15 protein-coding genes are annotated in these 16376 nt (G+C 66.1%); 11 read left to right on the forward strand and 4 right to left on the reverse strand.

Going from position 1 to position 16376, the window contains the following annotated elements:
* Window positions 1-104: 104 nt before the first annotated feature.
* A complete protein-coding gene (locus A5634_RS23280; protein WP_065146392.1) occupies window positions 105-1880 on the reverse strand; it encodes a serine/threonine-protein kinase in 1776 nt (591 codons plus the stop codon).
* A gap of 290 nt (window positions 1881-2170) precedes the next feature.
* Between A5634_RS23280 and A5634_RS23285 the strand changes: the two genes are divergently transcribed.
* The 8 genes from A5634_RS23285 to A5634_RS23320 all read left to right on the forward strand — a co-directional run bounded on the left by A5634_RS23285 (window position 2171) and on the right by A5634_RS23320 (window position 12399).
* Window positions 2171-3073, forward strand: coding sequence for a DMT family transporter (locus tag A5634_RS23285; protein WP_065146393.1), 903 nt, complete (start codon window positions 2171-2173; stop codon window positions 3071-3073).
* 269 nt (window positions 3074-3342) lie between these two features.
* On the forward strand, window positions 3343-4311 hold the full coding sequence (locus A5634_RS23290) for a DMT family transporter (protein WP_172831766.1): 969 nt from the start codon (window positions 3343-3345) through the stop codon (window positions 4309-4311).
* Window positions 4312-4337: 26 nt separating this feature from the next.
* The gene (locus A5634_RS23295; protein ID WP_065146394.1) at window positions 4338-5063 is read left to right on the forward strand and encodes a hypothetical protein; all 726 of its coding nucleotides are present in this window, start codon (window positions 4338-4340) and stop codon (window positions 5061-5063) included.
* Window positions 5060-5986: a tRNA (adenosine(37)-N6)-dimethylallyltransferase MiaA gene (gene miaA / locus A5634_RS23300; protein WP_065146395.1), complete on the forward strand. Its 927-nt coding sequence runs from the start codon at window positions 5060-5062 to the stop codon at window positions 5984-5986. Before A5634_RS23295 ends, miaA begins: the two co-directional genes overlap by 4 nt.
* A 15-nt stretch (window positions 5987-6001) precedes the next feature.
* On the forward strand, window positions 6002-6883 hold the full coding sequence (gene dapF, locus A5634_RS23305; RefSeq protein WP_065146396.1) for a diaminopimelate epimerase: 882 nt from the start codon (window positions 6002-6004) through the stop codon (window positions 6881-6883).
* A gap of 49 nt (window positions 6884-6932) precedes the next feature.
* Entirely contained in the window at window positions 6933-8363 is a 1431-nt protein-coding gene (gene hflX, locus A5634_RS23310) for a GTPase HflX (protein ID WP_065146397.1), read from the forward strand.
* A gap of 133 nt (window positions 8364-8496) precedes the next feature.
* Complete coding sequence (locus A5634_RS23315) at window positions 8497-9657, forward strand: acyl-CoA dehydrogenase family protein (RefSeq protein WP_065146398.1); 1161 nt, start codon at window positions 8497-8499, stop codon at window positions 9655-9657.
* A 378-nt stretch (window positions 9658-10035) separates the two neighbouring features.
* Window positions 10036-12399, forward strand: coding sequence for an LGFP repeat-containing protein (locus A5634_RS23320; RefSeq protein WP_065146399.1), 2364 nt, complete (start codon window positions 10036-10038; stop codon window positions 12397-12399).
* Here A5634_RS23320 and lexA read toward each other — a convergent pair.
* Window positions 12396-13085 carry a transcriptional repressor LexA gene (gene lexA, locus A5634_RS23325; RefSeq protein WP_065146400.1) on the reverse strand — a complete coding sequence of 230 codons (690 nt, stop codon included), beginning with the start codon at window positions 13083-13085 and terminating at the stop codon, window positions 12396-12398. The genes A5634_RS23320 and lexA overlap by 4 nt on opposite strands.
* Window positions 13086-13379: 294 nt before the next feature.
* Here lexA and A5634_RS23330 point away from each other — a divergent pair, with 294 nt between their 5' ends.
* From A5634_RS23330 to A5634_RS23340, 3 genes are all read left to right on the forward strand, one after another.
* Window positions 13380-13889, forward strand: coding sequence for a LysM peptidoglycan-binding domain-containing protein (locus A5634_RS23330; protein ID WP_065146401.1), 510 nt, complete (start codon window positions 13380-13382; stop codon window positions 13887-13889).
* A 142-nt stretch (window positions 13890-14031) separates the two neighbouring features.
* Window positions 14032-14493, forward strand: a complete 462-nt coding sequence (gene nrdR, locus A5634_RS23335) for a transcriptional regulator NrdR (protein WP_065146402.1) — start codon at window positions 14032-14034, stop codon at window positions 14491-14493.
* A 23-nt stretch (window positions 14494-14516) separates the two neighbouring features.
* Window positions 14517-15002, forward strand: a complete 486-nt coding sequence (locus A5634_RS23340; protein WP_065146403.1) for a peroxynitrite isomerase — start codon at window positions 14517-14519, stop codon at window positions 15000-15002.
* A gap of 9 nt (window positions 15003-15011) precedes the next feature.
* Here the strand turns inward: A5634_RS23340 and A5634_RS23345 are convergent, their stop codons facing one another.
* Entirely contained in the window at window positions 15012-15698 is a 687-nt protein-coding gene (locus A5634_RS23345; protein ID WP_065146404.1) for a PhzF family phenazine biosynthesis protein, read from the reverse strand.
* 24 nt (window positions 15699-15722) lie between these two features.
* A partial coding sequence (locus A5634_RS23350; RefSeq protein WP_172831767.1) for an alpha/beta fold hydrolase occupies window positions 15723-16376 on the reverse strand: 654 nt, incomplete at its 5' end.

Genomic DNA, 16376 nt, shown 5'->3' on the forward strand with positions numbered 1-16376 from the left:
TCGGTCGGCGCCTGGGGCGCGGTTCTGCCGCCGTGCCCAGGTTTCCAACCGGTTTCCAACAAGTATTCAAGCAGCTTGGCAGGCGGTGCGCCGCCACCTTTTGGTCACCGATGCTTTTTCCACCAAGCGTCCAGCTGCTCGAGACCGGGTCCACCGGGGTCGCCCTGGATGAGTGCGATCACCAGTTGGGCCTCGTTGGTCCAGACCAGCGACGGGCTGCTTTCCTGGACCGCACAGAACGCCCGGCCGCCCATCTGCGGGCTGTCGGCGTGGTGCCAGTCGGTGGGCGACTTTTCCTCGCCAGGGCAGTTGACCATGATGTCCGTCCGCAACAGTCCGTCGAAGAACTGCCGCAGCGTTTCGGTTTCGCCGAACACCGTGAAGATCGCCCGGACCGGGCCGCCAGGGTCGACGTTCTTGTCGCAGATCACCCTGGCCAAGGCATCTTTCGGCGGCAAGAAGGGTTTGCACGTGCCCGCCGGATACCCCAACGGCAGCAGGCTGAGCAGCCGTGCCAGCGCATCCGCCGAGGCGGCCCCCGACGGTTGGGTGACGGTTGACGGTGTCGAGGTGACCGCGCTGGTCTTGGTCGCCGACGGGGAGTCCGAACGCAGGCTGAGCCGGATTCCCTGCGCGGCGAACAGCAGCAGCACCACCAACGCGATGGCCCCGATCAGGACCCACGGGTTGCGCAGCCGCGCGGACAGCGCGGCCGGGCGCCGCGTTCGCGACGGACCGGACGGGCGCGGCGGGGGAGCCGGCTCGGGTTCGGGTGTCGGGTCGGGTTCACGGCGTTGTGGTGGGAGCTCAACCGCCGGCGCAAGCGGTTCGGGCTGGACCAGCGGCCCGCCCGGCGAAGACGCGATGGAGGGCACCGGCCCCGACGTTTCGACATCGCGGTGGGCCGTCAACGACTCAGGATCCGGCGCCGCGTCGACGTCCGCCGGCAGCGACATGTGTGCGGTCGCGTCGCCGACCGCCGCGTCGTGCTGCGGCCCGGCCTCTTCGCTGCGCTTGAGTATGCGGAACTCCTGCGCCTGATGCGGCGCGCTGAGTGCTTGACGTGCCGCCGTCGCCAACTCACCGGCGCTGGCGTAGCGATCTTCCGGCCGTTTCGCCATGCCGCGCGCGACTACCGCGTCGAACGCCACCGGTATACCGGGGCGCAGCTGGCTGGGACGTGGAATGGGAGCCATCAGATGGGCGGTGATCAGCATACCGGCGCTGTCGGCGCGGTAGGGCGGCGTCCCGGTCAAGCACTCGTGCAACACGCAGGTCAGCGAATAAATGTCGGCCCGATGGTCCACCTCGCCGTCGGAAAAGCGTTCCGGGGCCATGTAGCGCCAGGTTCCTACCGCGGTTCCGATCTGGGTCAGCTTTTCGTCGGTGGCCGCACTGGCGATCCCGAAATCCACCAGGTACACGAAGTCGTCCTGGGTGACCAGGATGTTCTCCGGTTTGACGTCTCGGTGCATCACCCCGGCGGCGTGCGCGGCGTCGAGTGCCGAGGCGATCTGATGCACCAGCGCCACCGCCCAAGGCGGCGTCACCGGTCCGAAGCGCTCGAGCAGCAGCGCCAGGTGAGTGCCTTCGATCAGCCGCATGTCCAGGTAGAGCTGGCCGTCGATTTCGCCGTAGTCGTGGATAGGCACCACGTGGGGTTCCTGCAGTCGACCCGCGTTGCGCGCCTCGCGCTGCATCCGCATCCGGAAAACCGGGTCGTGACTGAGGCGCTCGGAGAGCAGCTTGAGTGCGACGACCCGCTGACGGACGGTGTCGACGGCTTCGTAGACCTCGCCCATGCCGCCACTGCCCAACTGGCGCTTGAGGAAGTACGGCCCGAACCGGGTCCCCACTCGCGAACCTCGCGCGGAGCTCATCGTCGACTCCTCAACCAAACGGGCAACGCTAAACCGCGGTCACGCATTCATGACGTTAATTGTTTGCCAGTGCGAACGCACCAATAATGCAGCATTCGATCCATCCTCGGACCGTTCCGTTGCCTGTGTTGCGTCGGCCAAGTCGAAAAATTGACGCCCACCCACGCGCTTCGAACAGAAAAACTGCAGTAACCGTGCTTATCGCGCATACAAGGGTCATTATTAGACAGCGAATCTCCGAACAGAGGTTTTCGACAGCTTCCGGCCCGGATGTCGGTGGGAGGTCATCAATGGCCAACGTCGAATACGCGACGTTGCTGGCATTGGGCGCGGCGCTGATGGCCGGGCTCAGCTACGTGATCCTGCAGCGATCCGCCCAACAAGTCACCGATGAAGAGGTCGGCCATCTGACGCTCTTTCAGCTGTCGCTGCAAAACGCGCAATGGTGGCTGGGCAGCCTGGCGGCTATGGGCAGCTTCGTATTTCAGGCGCTCGCTTTGACCATGGGTTCGGTGGTTCTGGTGCAGTCGCTGCAAGCCACCGCGCTGCTGTTCGCGTTGCCGATCGACGCCCGGTTGACCCACCACCGCTGTACCGCCAAGGAATGGATGTGGGCGATCTTGCTGGCCGCGGCGGTGGCGGTAATCGTTTTGGCGGGCGACCCGTCTGCGGGGTACGCCCGTGCGCCGTTGCACACCTGGGTCGTGGTCGCCGTGGTGATGGTCCCAGCTTTGCTGCTGTGCGTGGTGGGGGCGCGGCTGACGTCGGGCACGGTGTCGGCGGTCATGTTGGCGCTGGCGTCGGCCGCAACGCTCGCGGTGTTCACGGTGCTGACCAAGGGTGTGGTCGCCGAACTCGGCGACGGGTTCGGGGCTCTGCTGCGCGCCCCGGAGTTCTACGCCTGGGCCGTGGTGCTCCCGATCGGACTGATGCTTCAGCAGTCCGCGTTGCGCGCGGGTGCCCTGACCGCGACCTTGCCGACGATCACCGTCTCGCGACCTGTCATCGCCTCGGTGCTCGGCGTGACCGTGCTCGGGGAAGTTGTGCACGCCGGAGAGGGGCAGGTGTTGACTCTCGCGGTTGCTGTGGCGGTGGTCGTCGTCGCGACGGTGGCGCTCGCCCGTGATGAGGCCGAGATGATGGCCCACCCCGACGACGAGGTGAAAACCGCAGGTCAGTTCGCCGTTTCTTGAGACTTCCAGGGCTTGCGTGCCCGGTAACAAATCAATTCAAGTTGCGTAGCAGCAGGTGGGCACGCCGCGACGGCGGGTACCGTAACGATGGGTGTCGATCTTCACAGCCGTCCCATAGCTGGTTCTGGGTATTACAAAGCCCGATTTGGAAAGGTCGATCCCGGACTGAATCACTGTTCACGGTGCAGGCAAGTCCATAAGCTGAAAGTTGAACTGCAAGCGAACACCGGGGGAACGCTGGCAGCGAAGTCGGGAGTTGAGGGTCGCCCATGTCAATGGTTGGGATTGCCGGAATCATCGCGCTGTTCGCGGCACTGGCCTCGGCGACCGGAGACGTGATCCGTCAGCGCTCGGCGCACGAGATCACCGACGAACAAGTCGGCCACCTCAAATTGTTCGGCATGTCGCTGCGGGACACCCGCTGGTGGTTAGGCGGCATGTGCGCGATCCTCAACTACAGCTTGCAGGCGTTAGCCCTGGTGTGGGCGTCGGTGATGCTGGTGACCACGCTGCAGGTGACGGCCCTGCTGTTCGCCCTACCCATCTACGCCCGGCTTGCCCACCACCGGATCACCCGTTCGCAGTGGGTGTGGGCGACCCTGCTGGCCGCCGCCTTGGCGATTGTCATCAAGGTCGGTGACCCGGTCGCCGGACACGACCGCGCCCCGTTGGGAACCTGGATCGTCGTTGCCGCGGTGATGGGTCCGATTCTGCTGTCCTGCGTGGTGGCAGCGAAGGTGTGGCACGGGCGCCCGCAGGCCGCGGTGCTGCTGGCCGTGGTTTCTGGATCGTCGCTGGCACTGTTCGCCGTGTTGACCAAGGGCGTCGTCGACGTCCTGCGCACGCAAGGTCTGTTGGCCGCGTTGACCGCCCCGGAGTTCATCCCGTGGTTGGTGGTGATGTTGTGCGGGATGATCTTCCAGCAGTCAGCGTTCCGGGCTGGTGCGCTGACGGCGTCGCTGCCGACGATGACAGTCGCCAAGCCAGTCGTTGCCGCGGTGCTGGGCGTTCTCGTGCTCGGCGAGACGCTGGACGCTGACGGCTACGAGGCGTTCGTGCTGCTGGCAGCGGCGGTGGTCGTGATCGCGGCGACGGTCGCGCTGGCCCGCGGCGAAGCCGAAGCCATCGAGGCCGAGATCCCGCCGGAGCACCCGACCGGCGACGATCAACCCGTCGATCCCGTCGCCAATCCCGTCACAGCGACTGACGGCCCGGCCGCCAGGTCAACCCCCGCCTGAGGCTGACCAGACGATATTTTGGTGGCGTGCTGGACGCCATCGCAATCGTTCCGTGCGCGCCGGTGCTTGTTCCCGAACTCGTCGGAACAGCCGCCGCTGAGGTCGCCGATCTCGTCGCCGCGGCCGTCGCCGCCGCCGCCGGGTTACCGGCGCGCTGGATCGCGGTGGGCGCCGGACGGGCTGGCTCGGTGATTGGGCCGGAAGGCGTCGGTACCTTTGCCGGCTTCGGTGTCGATGTGCCGGTGCGGCTGGCGCCGCAGGATCCCGCACGGCAGGAACCCGCGGTCCTCGGTGACTGGCCCCTGCCCGCGCTGATCGCGGGCTGGGTACGCGGCCAGGCCCGCCCGGATGGCTGCGTGCAGGTGCGTGTCTATCCCGCGGACCCGGATCCGGCCACGGCCACGGCCACGGCCACGGCCACGGCCCTGGCCTACGGCCGTCAATTGCGCGCCGAGATCGACCGCGAACCCGACCCGATCGGGGTGTTGATCGTCGCGGACGGCGTCAACACCCTGACACCGCAGGCCCCCGGCGGCTACCAGCCCGAGGCCGCGGCCGCGCAGCAGCTCTTGGACGACGCGCTGGCCCGCGGCGACGTCGACGCGCTGGCCGCGCTGCCCGAACCGGTGCTGGGCCGGGTGGCCTTTGCGGTGCTGGCCGGCCTCGCCGAACCGGGACCGCGATCGACCAAAGAGTTCTACCGTGGCGCCCCCTACGGTGTCGGCTACTTCGTCGGCGTCTGGCAACCGTGAGACCGCTGGCCATCATCGGCCCTACGGGTACCGGCAAATCGCAACTGGCGCTCGAGGTCGCCGAAGCGCTCCGGGGCGAGATCGCTGCCGAGATTGTGAATGCCGACGCGATGCAGCTCTATCGCGGCATGGACATCGGGACGGCCAAACTGCCCGTCGACCAGCGCCGCGGCATCCCGCATCATCAACTCGACGTGCTCGATGTCAGCGAGACCGCAACTGTCGCCCGCTATCAACAAGCTGCCGTCGCCGACATCGAGGCGATCAGGGCCCGGGCAGCGGTGCCGATCGTGGTCGGCGGATCGATGCTCTACCTGCAATCGCTGCTCGACAACTGGTCGTTTCCCGCGACGGATCCGGCCGTGCGTGCGCGCTGGGAACAGCGGCTCGCCGAGATCGGCGTCGGCTCGCTGCATGCCGAGCTGGCTCGCCGGGACCCGGTTGCGGCAGCAACGATCAATCCGACCGACGGCCGCCGCACGGTGCGTGCGCTGGAGGTCATCGAGCTCACCGGCCAGCCGTTCGCCGCGTCCGCGCCACGCATCGGCGAACCCCGCTGGGGCGCGTCGATCATCGGATTAGATTGTGAGACAACCGTTCTCGATGAGAGACTAGCGCGGCGCACCGAGCAGATGTTTGCCGCCGGGCTGGTCGAGGAGGTGCGTACGCTGCTCGACCGCGGCCTGCGCGACGGCGTCACCGCATCGCGAGCACTGGGCTATGCCCAGGTGATCGCGGCCTTGGATGCGGGCGGCGCGGCGGGCCTGCTGCAGGAAGCGCAGGAACAAACCTTCATCGGCACCCGCCGCTACGTGCGGCGCCAACGCTCGTGGTTCCGGCGCGATCACCGGGTGCACTGGATCGATCCGGCCGCGACCAACGCCGTCGAGGACGCGCTGCGGGTCTGGCGGCACGTATCCTGAGCTGGTGATTTCCCGATGATCTTTGCCAAGGGCCACGGCACCGAGAATGACTTCGTGCTGCTGCCCGATCTGGATTGCCGGACCGACCTGACCGCTGTGCGGGTCGCGGCGCTGTGTGACCGGCGACGGGGGCTGGGCGCCGACGGCGTCCTGCGGGTCACCACCGCAGGCGCGGCGGTCAACGCCGGCGTCCTCGATCGCGCGCCCGAAGGCGTCCGCGACGACGACTGGTACATGGACTACCGCAACGCCGACGGATCGATCGCGCAGATGTGCGGCAACGGGGTGCGGGTCTTCGCGCACTACCTACAGGCCAGCGGGTTGGAGCCGCGCGACGAGTTCGTCGTCGGCTCACTCGCCGGACCCCGGCTGGTCACGCTGCAGCACGTCGGCCCAACCAGCGCCGATATCAGCGTCGACATGGGCAAAGCCAACAAACTGGGCAGCGGGGGACCGGCCTTCGAAGCGCTCGTCGGCGGCCGGCGGTTCGCCGGTCTGGCCGTCGACGTCGGCAACCCACACCTGGCTTGTGTCGATCCGGCGCTCAGCCTCGACGAGCTGGCAGCTTTGGATGTCGGCGCCCCGGTCGAGTTCGATCATGTTCAGTTCCCCGAAGGGGTCAATGTCGAGGTGCTGACGGCACCGACCGACTCGGTGGTCCACATGCGCGTGCACGAACGCGGCGTCGGCGAAACGCGCTCGTGCGGTACCGGAACAGTGGCGGCCGCGGTCGCCGCGCTCGCCAGCACGGGGGCCGAAACCGGCACCCTCACCGTGCGCGTCCCCGGCGGCGACGTCACCGTCACGGTCGCCGACTCGACCAGCTTCCTGCGCGGGCCTTCGATCTTGGTGGCCCGCGGCGAAATCGACGACGGCTGGTGGGACACGCTGGCCTGATTTATTCAGGTGCACGGCGTTGCACAACGTGCCACCATCGAAACTGCCTATGACTTATCCAGATTCGCCCGACCCGGGCACACCAGAATCCATCCCGAGCCTCGGTGAGCTTGCGCTCGAAGACCGATCCGCACTGCGCCGCGTCGCCGGGCTGTCGACCGAACTCGCCGACGTCTCCGAGGTCGAGTACCGCCAGCTGCGGCTGGAACGCGTGGTGCTGGTCGGCGTGTGGACCGAAGGCAGCGCGGCCGACAACCATGCCAGCATGGCTGAGCTGGCGGCGCTGGCCGAAACCGCCGGATCTCAGGTGCTCGAAGGTCTCATCCAGCGCCGCGACCGGCCCGACCCGTCCACCTACATCGGCTCGGGCAAGGCGCAGGAGCTCCGCGAGGTGGTGATCGCCACCGGCGCGGACACCGTCATCTGCGACGGTGAGCTGTCACCGGCCCAGCTGACCGCGCTGGAGAAGGCCGTCAAGGTCAAAGTCATCGATCGGACCGCGCTGATCTTGGACATCTTCGCCCAGCACGCCACCAGCCGAGAAGGCAAGGCGCAGGTATCGCTGGCGCAAATGGAGTACATGTTGCCCAGGCTGCGCGGCTGGGGTGAGTCGATGTCGCGGCAGGCCGGCGGTCGCGCCGGAGGCAGTGGCGGCGGCGTTGGTCTTCGTGGTCCCGGTGAGACCAAGATCGAGACCGACCGGCGCCGCATCCGCGAGCGCATGTCCAGGCTGCGCCGCGAAATCAGGGCCATGAAGCAGGTCCGCGACACCCAACGCAGTCGTCGACTGCACGCCGACATGCCGTCGATCGCCATCGTCGGCTACACCAACGCCGGCAAATCCAGCGTGCTCAACGCGCTGACCGGCGCCGGCGTACTGGTGCAGGACGCGCTGTTCGCCACCCTGGAGCCCACCACCCGGCGCGCCGAGTTTGACGACGGTCGGCCCTTCGTTCTAACCGACACCGTCGGTTTCGTGCGGCACCTGCCCACGCAGTTGGTGGAGGCGTTTCGTTCCACTCTGGAGGAAGTCGTCGACGCCGACCTGTTGGTGCACGTCGTCGATGGGTCCGACGTCAACCCGCTGGCCCAGATCAGCGCGGTCCGTCAAGTCATTTCCGACGTTGTCGCCGATCACGGGGCCGACGCACCGCCGGAGTTGGTGGTGGTGAACAAGATCGACGCGGCCGGCAACCTGATGCTTGCTCAGCTGCGCCACGAACTGCCGGGTGCGGTCTTCGTCTCGGCCCGTACCGGAGACGGCATCGACGCGCTGCGGCAGCGGATGGCCGAGCTCGCGGTGCCGACCGATACCCCGGTCGACGTGGTGATCCCGTACGACCGCGGCGACCTGGTTGCCCGCGTGCACTCCGACGGGCGGGTGCAGCAAGCAGATCACCAGGCAGACGGCACCCGGATCCGAGCCCGCGTGCCGGTAGCTCTTGCCGCGGCACTACGGGAATTCGGCCCTGAGGTGTAGCCGCGCAGCGAACTTCGGGACGGTATTCCGAAACGAGCGTGCTGTCGGTCAACTTGCGGCCCACGCCGATTGCCGACCAACCGCCCGGTTGGTATATCTTGGGCGCAGAGTCGCTTTCGCCAAAGGGGTAACCATGGGCAGTGCCGTCAAGTACCAGCGCACACTTTTCGAACCCGAGCACGATCTGTTCCGCGAGTCCTACCGCGGCTTCCTCGATCGCCACGTCGCGCCGTATCACGACGACTGGGAGAAGGCCAAGATTGTCGACCGCGGCGTGTGGCTGGAGGCCGGCAAGCAGGGGTTCCTGGGCATGGCCGTCCCCGAGGAGTACGGCGGCGGTGGCAATCCCGATTTCCGCTACAACACCATCGTCACCGAGGAAACCGTCATCGGCCGCTACAGCGGACTCGGTTTCGGCTTGCACAACGACGTGGTAGCGCCGTATCTGCTCAAGCTCACCAATGAGGAGCAGAAACAGCGCTGGCTGCCCAAGTTCTGCACCGGTGAACTGATCACGGCGATCGCGATGACCGAGCCGGGAACCGGTAGCGACCTGCAGGGCATCAAGACCCGCGCCGTCAAGCAGGGTGACCACTACATCCTTAACGGCTCCAAGACGTTCATCACCAACGGCATCAATTCCGATCTGGTGATCGTGGTGGCTCAGACCGACCCCGAGAAAGGCGCGCAGGGCTTCAGTTTGCTGGTCGTCGAGCGCGGCATGGAGGGCTTCGAGCGCGGCCGCCACCTGGACAAGATCGGTCTGGACGCCCAGGACACCGCCGAGCTGTCGTTCAGCGATGTGAAGGTGCCCGCCGAAAACCTCCTCGGTGAGGAGGGCATGGGCTTCATCTACCTGATGCAGAACCTGCCGCAGGAACGCATCAACATCGCCGTCATGGCCGCTTCGGCCATGGAGTCGGTGCTCGAGGAGACGCTGCAATACACCAAGGAACGCAAGGCATTTGGCAAGTCGATCGGCAACTTCCAGAACAGCCGCTTCCTGCTGGCCGAATTGGCCACCGAGGCCACCGTGGTACGCATCATGGTGGACAACTTCCTCGCCCTGCACTTGGACGGAAAGCTCACGGCCGAGCAGGCCGCGATGGCCAAGTGGTATTCCACCGAGAAGCAGGTTCACCTGATCGACCGTTGCCTGCAGTTGCACGGCGGGTACGGCTACATGCGCGAATACACCGTTGCCCGTGCGTATCTGGATGCCCGGGTGCAGACGATCTACGGCGGCACCACGGAGATCATGAAGGAGATCATCGGCCGCGGCCTCGGTGTCTGAGTCGGTTGATCTCGGGCCGGTTTCGTCGCGGACCTGCTATCGACCGGAGGTCGGCCTCGCGTAGCGTCGGCACGTGGTCTCTGCGTACCTGACCGGCTTGGCTGCGCCGCTGCGCGCCGATGAACCGACCCAGCGTGAGACGCCGGACGAGGCCGGACAGTCGCGATCCACTTTCTCGCGACACGAGCGCGGCACGGCATCGTTTAGACATCGGCTCGGTATCCGTTTCCGTAATATGCACGATTGGACTTCGCTTTTTTCGTTCGCTAAAGCAAAGTTGTGCGAGGCCGGTGACGATGCGAATCGTTGCTGGAGGACGGCCCACGGCGGTAGATCCGCCGGCTCGCCGGGTGGGCAGGGCATCGGCTGGGAGGCTTGGTGAACGGGCAGAGGGGTCATGTGAGCAAGCTGGTAGGGCGAGCGTGGGTGGGCTTGGCGGCCATCGCGCTGGCCGCCGGGTTGACCCTCGGGTTGACCACAGCGCTGTTGGCGCCTGCCGCGTCCGCGTCTCCGATCGGCGACGCCGAGGCAGCCATGATGGCCGCTTGGGAGAAGGCCGGCGGCGACACGTCGACGCTGGGCGCCCGCAAAGGCGACGTCTACCCCATCGGCGACGGCTTCGCGCTGGATTTCGACGGCGGCAAGATGTACTTCACCCCGGCCACCGGGGCCAAGTTCATGTTCGGCCCGATCCTGGACAAGTACGAGTCGCTCGGCGGTCCGGCGAACAGCGATCTGGGCTTCCCGACCATCAACGAGGTTCCCGGTCTGGCTGGACCCGACAGCCGGGTGAGCACCTTCGCCGCCAGCGACAACCCGGTGATCTTCTGGACACCCGATCACGGCGCGTTCGTAGTGCGCGGCGCACTCAACGCCGCCTGGGACAAGCTCGGTAGTTCCGGCGGTGTCCTCGGTGCGCCGACCGGGGACGAGACCTACGACGGTGAGGTTGCCTCGCAGAAGTTCACCGGCGGGCAGGTGTCCTGGAACCGCAAGAGCAAGGAGTTCACCACCAACCCGCCCAATCTGGCCGAACAATTGAAGGGTCTGCAGGTAGCGATCGACCCGGCGGCGGCGATCAACATGGCTTGGCGGGCTGCCGGCGGGGCGAACGGCCCGCTCGGGGCCAAGAAGGGCGCCCCAAACCCGATCGGTGGCGACGGCATCGTCCAGGAGTTCAACGGCGGCAAGATCTTCTTCAGCCCTGCCACCGGCGCGAATGCCGTGGAGGGGGCGATTCTGCAGAAGTACGAATCGCTGGGCGGGCCGGTCAACAGCGACCTGGGTTTTCCGGTTGCCAACGAGGCTGACGGCGGAATCACGCCGGCGAGCCGGGTTGCCACGTTCTCCGCAGCCGACAAGCCCGCGATCTTCTGGACGCCGGACCACGGCGCATTCGTCGTGCGCGGTGCGATGAAAGCGGCCTGGGACAAGCTCAAAGGCGCCACCGGCAAGCTGGGGGCTCCGGTAGCCGACCAGACCGTGGACGGCGATGTGGTTTCGCAGAAGTTCACCGGTGGCAAGGTCTCCTGGAATCGGGCTAAGAACACCTTCACCACCGATCCGGCAAATCTGGCGCCGCTGCTGTCCGGGTTGCAGGTGTCCGGGCAAAACCAGCCCAGCAATTCGGCGGCACCTCCACCGGGCAAGAAGTTCGCCTTCCACTGGTGGTGGTTAGTGGCAGCCGTACCGGTGCTGCTGCTCCTGCTGATGACCTTGTTGGTGGTGTTGGGCCTGCGGCGCCGTCGCGCCGGACGGGATGTGGCGGGCTACGAATACGACTTAGGCCGCGACCGAGGCCACGAGTTAGCCAGGGACCCCGATCATCTGGCTGACGAGGGCTGGCCGCATGACGACATGGACTTCGGTTCCGAACGGTTTCCGCCCCCCGATGATCATCGCGACCAGCATCCGGACACGCATGTCGCGCCGGATCTCGGCTTGGCGCCGCGGGTCAGCTGGCCCAGAGGGGCCGGGACGGCGGCGGACCAGGACGAGGCTGGCTACGGCGACGACCATTTCGAGGAGCACTTCGAGGAGCACGAGGAAACATTTTCCGACGAGTATCCGTCGGGCGACGCGCGTGACGCGCAGCGGTGGGACGAGTACAACGGCGCTGAGGCAGGCGCTGAGGAATTCGAGGAAGACGAAGACCCCGATTCAGTGGATACCACTCCCACGCCCATCGTGACTCGCGGCGCCTTCGGTGAGCCCGTCGAACCCGAGCCGGAGGTCTGGCAAACGGTCACGCCGGAGACCTTCGCGCCGGAGGTGTCAGTGCCGCAGACCCACGAACCGATTGGCCCGGTCTCCGAGGTCGATGGTCCGGAAACTTTTGCCGACGAAGACCTGCCGGACAACTTCTACCCGCCCGCGGACGTCCCGGAAGAAGAACCCGTTCAAGTGGAACCGGTGGTGGCACCCCTGGACACCGATGCCGCTCCCACTGCCGAGATCCGCAAGGGGCGACACGCAGCTGCTGACACCTCGGCGTTGTCGGACGCAGCAGAGGCGGGTGCTCCCGGGGACGCTGGCCAGCAGAACGCAACAGTGCGCCCGACCATTCACCTACCGCTCGCCGACGATCCCTACCGCGCACCGGACGGCTACCCGATCAAGGCCAGCGCCCGATTCGGCCTGTACTACACGCCGAGCAGTGCGCTGTACCACGACACCCTGGCTGAACTCTGGTTTGCCGACGAGGAAGTGGCTCAGGCCAACGGTTTCGTCCGGGCCGACTAGACCTTGCGGATAACGGTCACAACCTTTCCGAGCACAGTTGCGTCGTTGCCGGGGATCGGATCGAAAGCGGGGTTGTGCGGCATCAGCCATACCTGGCCGCCAGCCCGTTTGAACGTCTTGACGGTGGCCTCGCCCTCGATCATGGCGGCCACGATGTCGCCGTTGTCGGCGACGTTCTGTTGACGCACTACCACCCAGTCGCCGTCGCAGATGGCGGCTTCGACCATCGAGTCACCGACCACCTTGAGCAGGAACAGCGTTCCCTCGCCGACCAGTTCCCGCGGTAGCGGAAAGACGTCTTCCACGGCCTCCTCGGCCAGGATGGGACCGCCGGCGGCGATGCGGCCCAGCACGGGCACGAAGGTGGGCTCCGGCAATGAATCCGAGCCGGCCACGTCGGTCATCGGTGGTGTCACCGTGTCATCGGCGCCGCGGACATCAACAGCGCGCGGCCGGTTCGGATCTCGGCGCAGGTAACCCTTGCGTTCCAAGGTGCGTAGTTGGTGCGCCACCGAAGATGTCGATGTCAAACCGACGGCGTCGCCGATCTCGCGGATACTCGGCGGATATCCGCGGGTGGTCACCGACGCACGGATGACTTCTAAGATGGTTCGCTGCCGCTCGGTCAACGTGGAATCGACTGCATGCAAACGGCTGTCTGCCGGGGGATCGTTGCTGTCGCTCATGGATCTGAATGTAACCGTCCGCGAGCACAGAATCAAACATGTGTTCGACCGGCGTGTCCCCAGCGCCGAGGCAGCCCGCCGATCTCGGACGATTCGGGTGAATCACAAATGTGTAACTTCCAGATCGATCGGGTATCCGAGATCTATCCAGCTGGTTGCACCGACAAACCCTTGTCGGTGGGTAGGTCTACCGTTTTGCTCGCACGACACGCATCGCTCAGGTGTTCGATATCGAACATGTGAGCGACTAGGGTCGAACGCACGAGCGATAGTTAGTCGACCGGAGGCAACGAGATGACAATCAGCTACGCGGGACCGCAGCGCACCTGCAACGGCACCGGCGCTACTCGACGGAACCGGCCCGTTAACAGGCCGGTCAGCGAATCGCCGTACTACCGCACCGGGCAGGCCAGGCACAATCGACCTGGTCCGTCGCGCCCGGGCGGCGGGCCGCTGCGGTATCACGGCACCGGCGTCGCCATGTCGACTGCGCCGCACCGTAGGCGCCCGGTCTCGGTCGCCACGACGGTAGGCCTGGCGCTGCTTGCCGGGGTCATCACCCTCTGGTTGGGGCTGATGGCAAATTTCGGCAGCATGACGAACGAAGCCGCCGATACCTCCGCCGCCGTACCGGCAGCACTGGCGGTCGTGCGGGTGGAACCGGGGGAGTCGCTACAGCAGCTGGCTGCGCGGGTGGCGCCGGGCGCGCCGGTTCGCGACGTGGTCGAACGCATTCGCGACCTGAATGCGCTGGATTCGAATGCCGTGTCGGCGGGGCAGACCTTGATCGCACCGGTGGGCTGAGATCGTCTTGGGTCGACGGTGAATAGCGCTCTGTGCCAACGGTCCTCGGCACACCGTGCCGGCGTTGGCCCGCCACGGAACGCGCGGGTACTCTCGGGGTGTTCTGCGGTACCAGCGATGTCGGCACGGCAAAGGAGCGGCCATGCACTGCCCGTTTTGCCGACACCCGGACTCGCGGGTGATCGATTCGCGCGAAACCGATGAGGGCCAGGCAATTCGCCGCCGACGGTCATGCCCGGAGTGTGGCCGCCGGTTCACCACGGTGGAGACCGCCGTATTGGCAGTGGTCAAACGCAGTGGAGTCACCGAGCCATTCAGCCGGGAGAAGGTCATCAGCGGCGTGCGCCGGGCCTGCCAGGGTCGGCAGGTCGACGACGACGCGTTGAACGTGCTGGCCCAGCAGGTGGAGGACGCCGTGCGAGCCGCCGGGCCCGAAGTGCCCAGCAACGAGGTCGGTTTGGCGATCCTGGGTCCGTTGCGCGAACTTGACGAGGTGGCCTACCTGCGGTTCGCCTCGGTGTACCGGTCCTTTTCGTCGGCCGACGATTTCGAGCGTGAGATCGAGGCGCTGCGTGCTCACCGCGACGTGCCGACTTCGGGCTGAACCGCGGGGCTAGGCTGCTGTTCATGCCGCCAGACCTACACCCCAACCTCGAGGCACTGACACCGCTGCTGGGAACCTGGAAGGGCCGCGGGGCCGGGGAGTATCCGACGATCGAGTCGTTCGAATACTTCGAGGAAGTCGCGTTTTCCCACGTGGGCAAGCCGTTTTTGGTCTACGGCCAAAAGACCAGGTCGGTGGCAGACGGGAAACCCCTCCACGCCGAGGCGGGATATCTACGGGTGCCGCAGCCTGGCCATGTCGAGTTGGTACTCGCGCATCCCAGCGGTATCACCGAAATCGAGGTGGGCACGTACTCCGTCAGCGACGGCGTCATCGAAATTGAATTGAACACTAGCGATATCGGTTTGGCCCCGACGGCCAAAGAGGTGGCCGCACTTAGCCGCTCGTTTCGCATCGATGCCGAGGAGCTTTCGTATTCACTGCGAATGGGTGCGGTCGGCCAACCCCTGCAGCATCATTTGGCCGCGGTGCTGCGCCGAGAGACCTGAGTTAGGTAGTCAATCAACTTGCCGCACACCGGCATTGACCACTCGACCGGCAACCTGAACCCACCCCTGCGGGCTCCATCTGGTTTCAATCGTAGAACCCCGACCCTGGGTGATCATCAGATCGCGACTCAGATACTCGGTGATCCGGGCAGCTGCCGACCCGGTCGCTTCGTCCTCGGCGACTCCCAGGTTGGCGGCGAACATCCGCGAACGCAGCGCCCCGGCATCCCGGTCCGTCCATGCCCACAGATAGTGCGCCACATCGTCGGGAAAATCGGCAGGGTCGGCGGCGGCGACGTCCTGCGGCGAGTCCAGATCGTGGATTGCGAATTCTGGTGCCCACTCTGCTGGTGCGCTGATCGCGGTCAAATCGTCGGAGTAGCTCACTTGCACCAGGCCTGCCGGCACCTGCAGCGTGTTGATCGGTGTGCCCCGCTCGGCCAGCCACCACGACGCTCCGACGCATGGATGGCCGGCGAAGGGTAGTTCAGTGCGCGGGGTATAGATGGTCGCGTGCGCCGTGGTCGCTCCATCATCCGGAATCTCCACGAAAATCGTTTCGCTGTAACCCAATTGGTTCGCCAGTCGCTGCCTGTCGTCGAGGTCGACCAAACTGGCGTCAACCACACCCAGCGGGTTTCCGAAGTTCCCGTCCGGGTCGGTGAAGACGCGCAACACGGTCACGCCAATGCTCATGGCACCGACTGTACGGACCGCGAATCAGGTGGCGCTGCGCTCGTCGGCTCCCATGGCGTTCAGTACCGCGACCCGGGTGTCGGTCGGCCCGGAGACCGTCCACTCACCGCCGCCGCTGCGCAGCAACGCCCGAAGTGCGTCCTGGTCGTAAGCGGCCGGTTCGGTGGTGTCGATGAAGCGTTGCACGATGTCCAGGAATCTGGCCGGATCGTCGTGGAACGGGAAATGCGATGAGTCTTCGAAGATTTCGAGTCGAGAGCCGGGCATGGCCGCGTGCGCCAGGTGAGCATGCCGCACCGGGATCACCGAGTCTTTCTGGCCCCAAATGATCTGCACGGGAATCGCTTCCGTCAGATAACACCGATCCAGCATGGTGACGATCTGTCCGCGCCAGTCCACCACGGCCCGCAGGGTGCGGGTAAAAGCCGACGACGCTGTCGGTTCGGGTAGGTCATTGAGGATTCGCAGCATGTTCGGCAGATCCCGGCCGAGCGCCGTCGAACCCAGAGCCAGTCCCGCCAACTGACCCAGCAACTGAACAGCCGGCAACACCAACGGCAGGCGCAGCAGTGCCAACGCTTCTGAGCCCATCGGCAGGGATGCGAACCGTAGGGCGATGTTGACGTCCTTGGTGACGCCGCCGGCGCCCACCAGGATCAACCTATCGACGAGATGCGG

It is taken from the genome of Mycobacterium asiaticum (assembly GCF_001673365.1).
GTDB lineage: Bacteria > Actinomycetota > Actinomycetes > Mycobacteriales > Mycobacteriaceae > Mycobacterium > Mycobacterium asiaticum_A.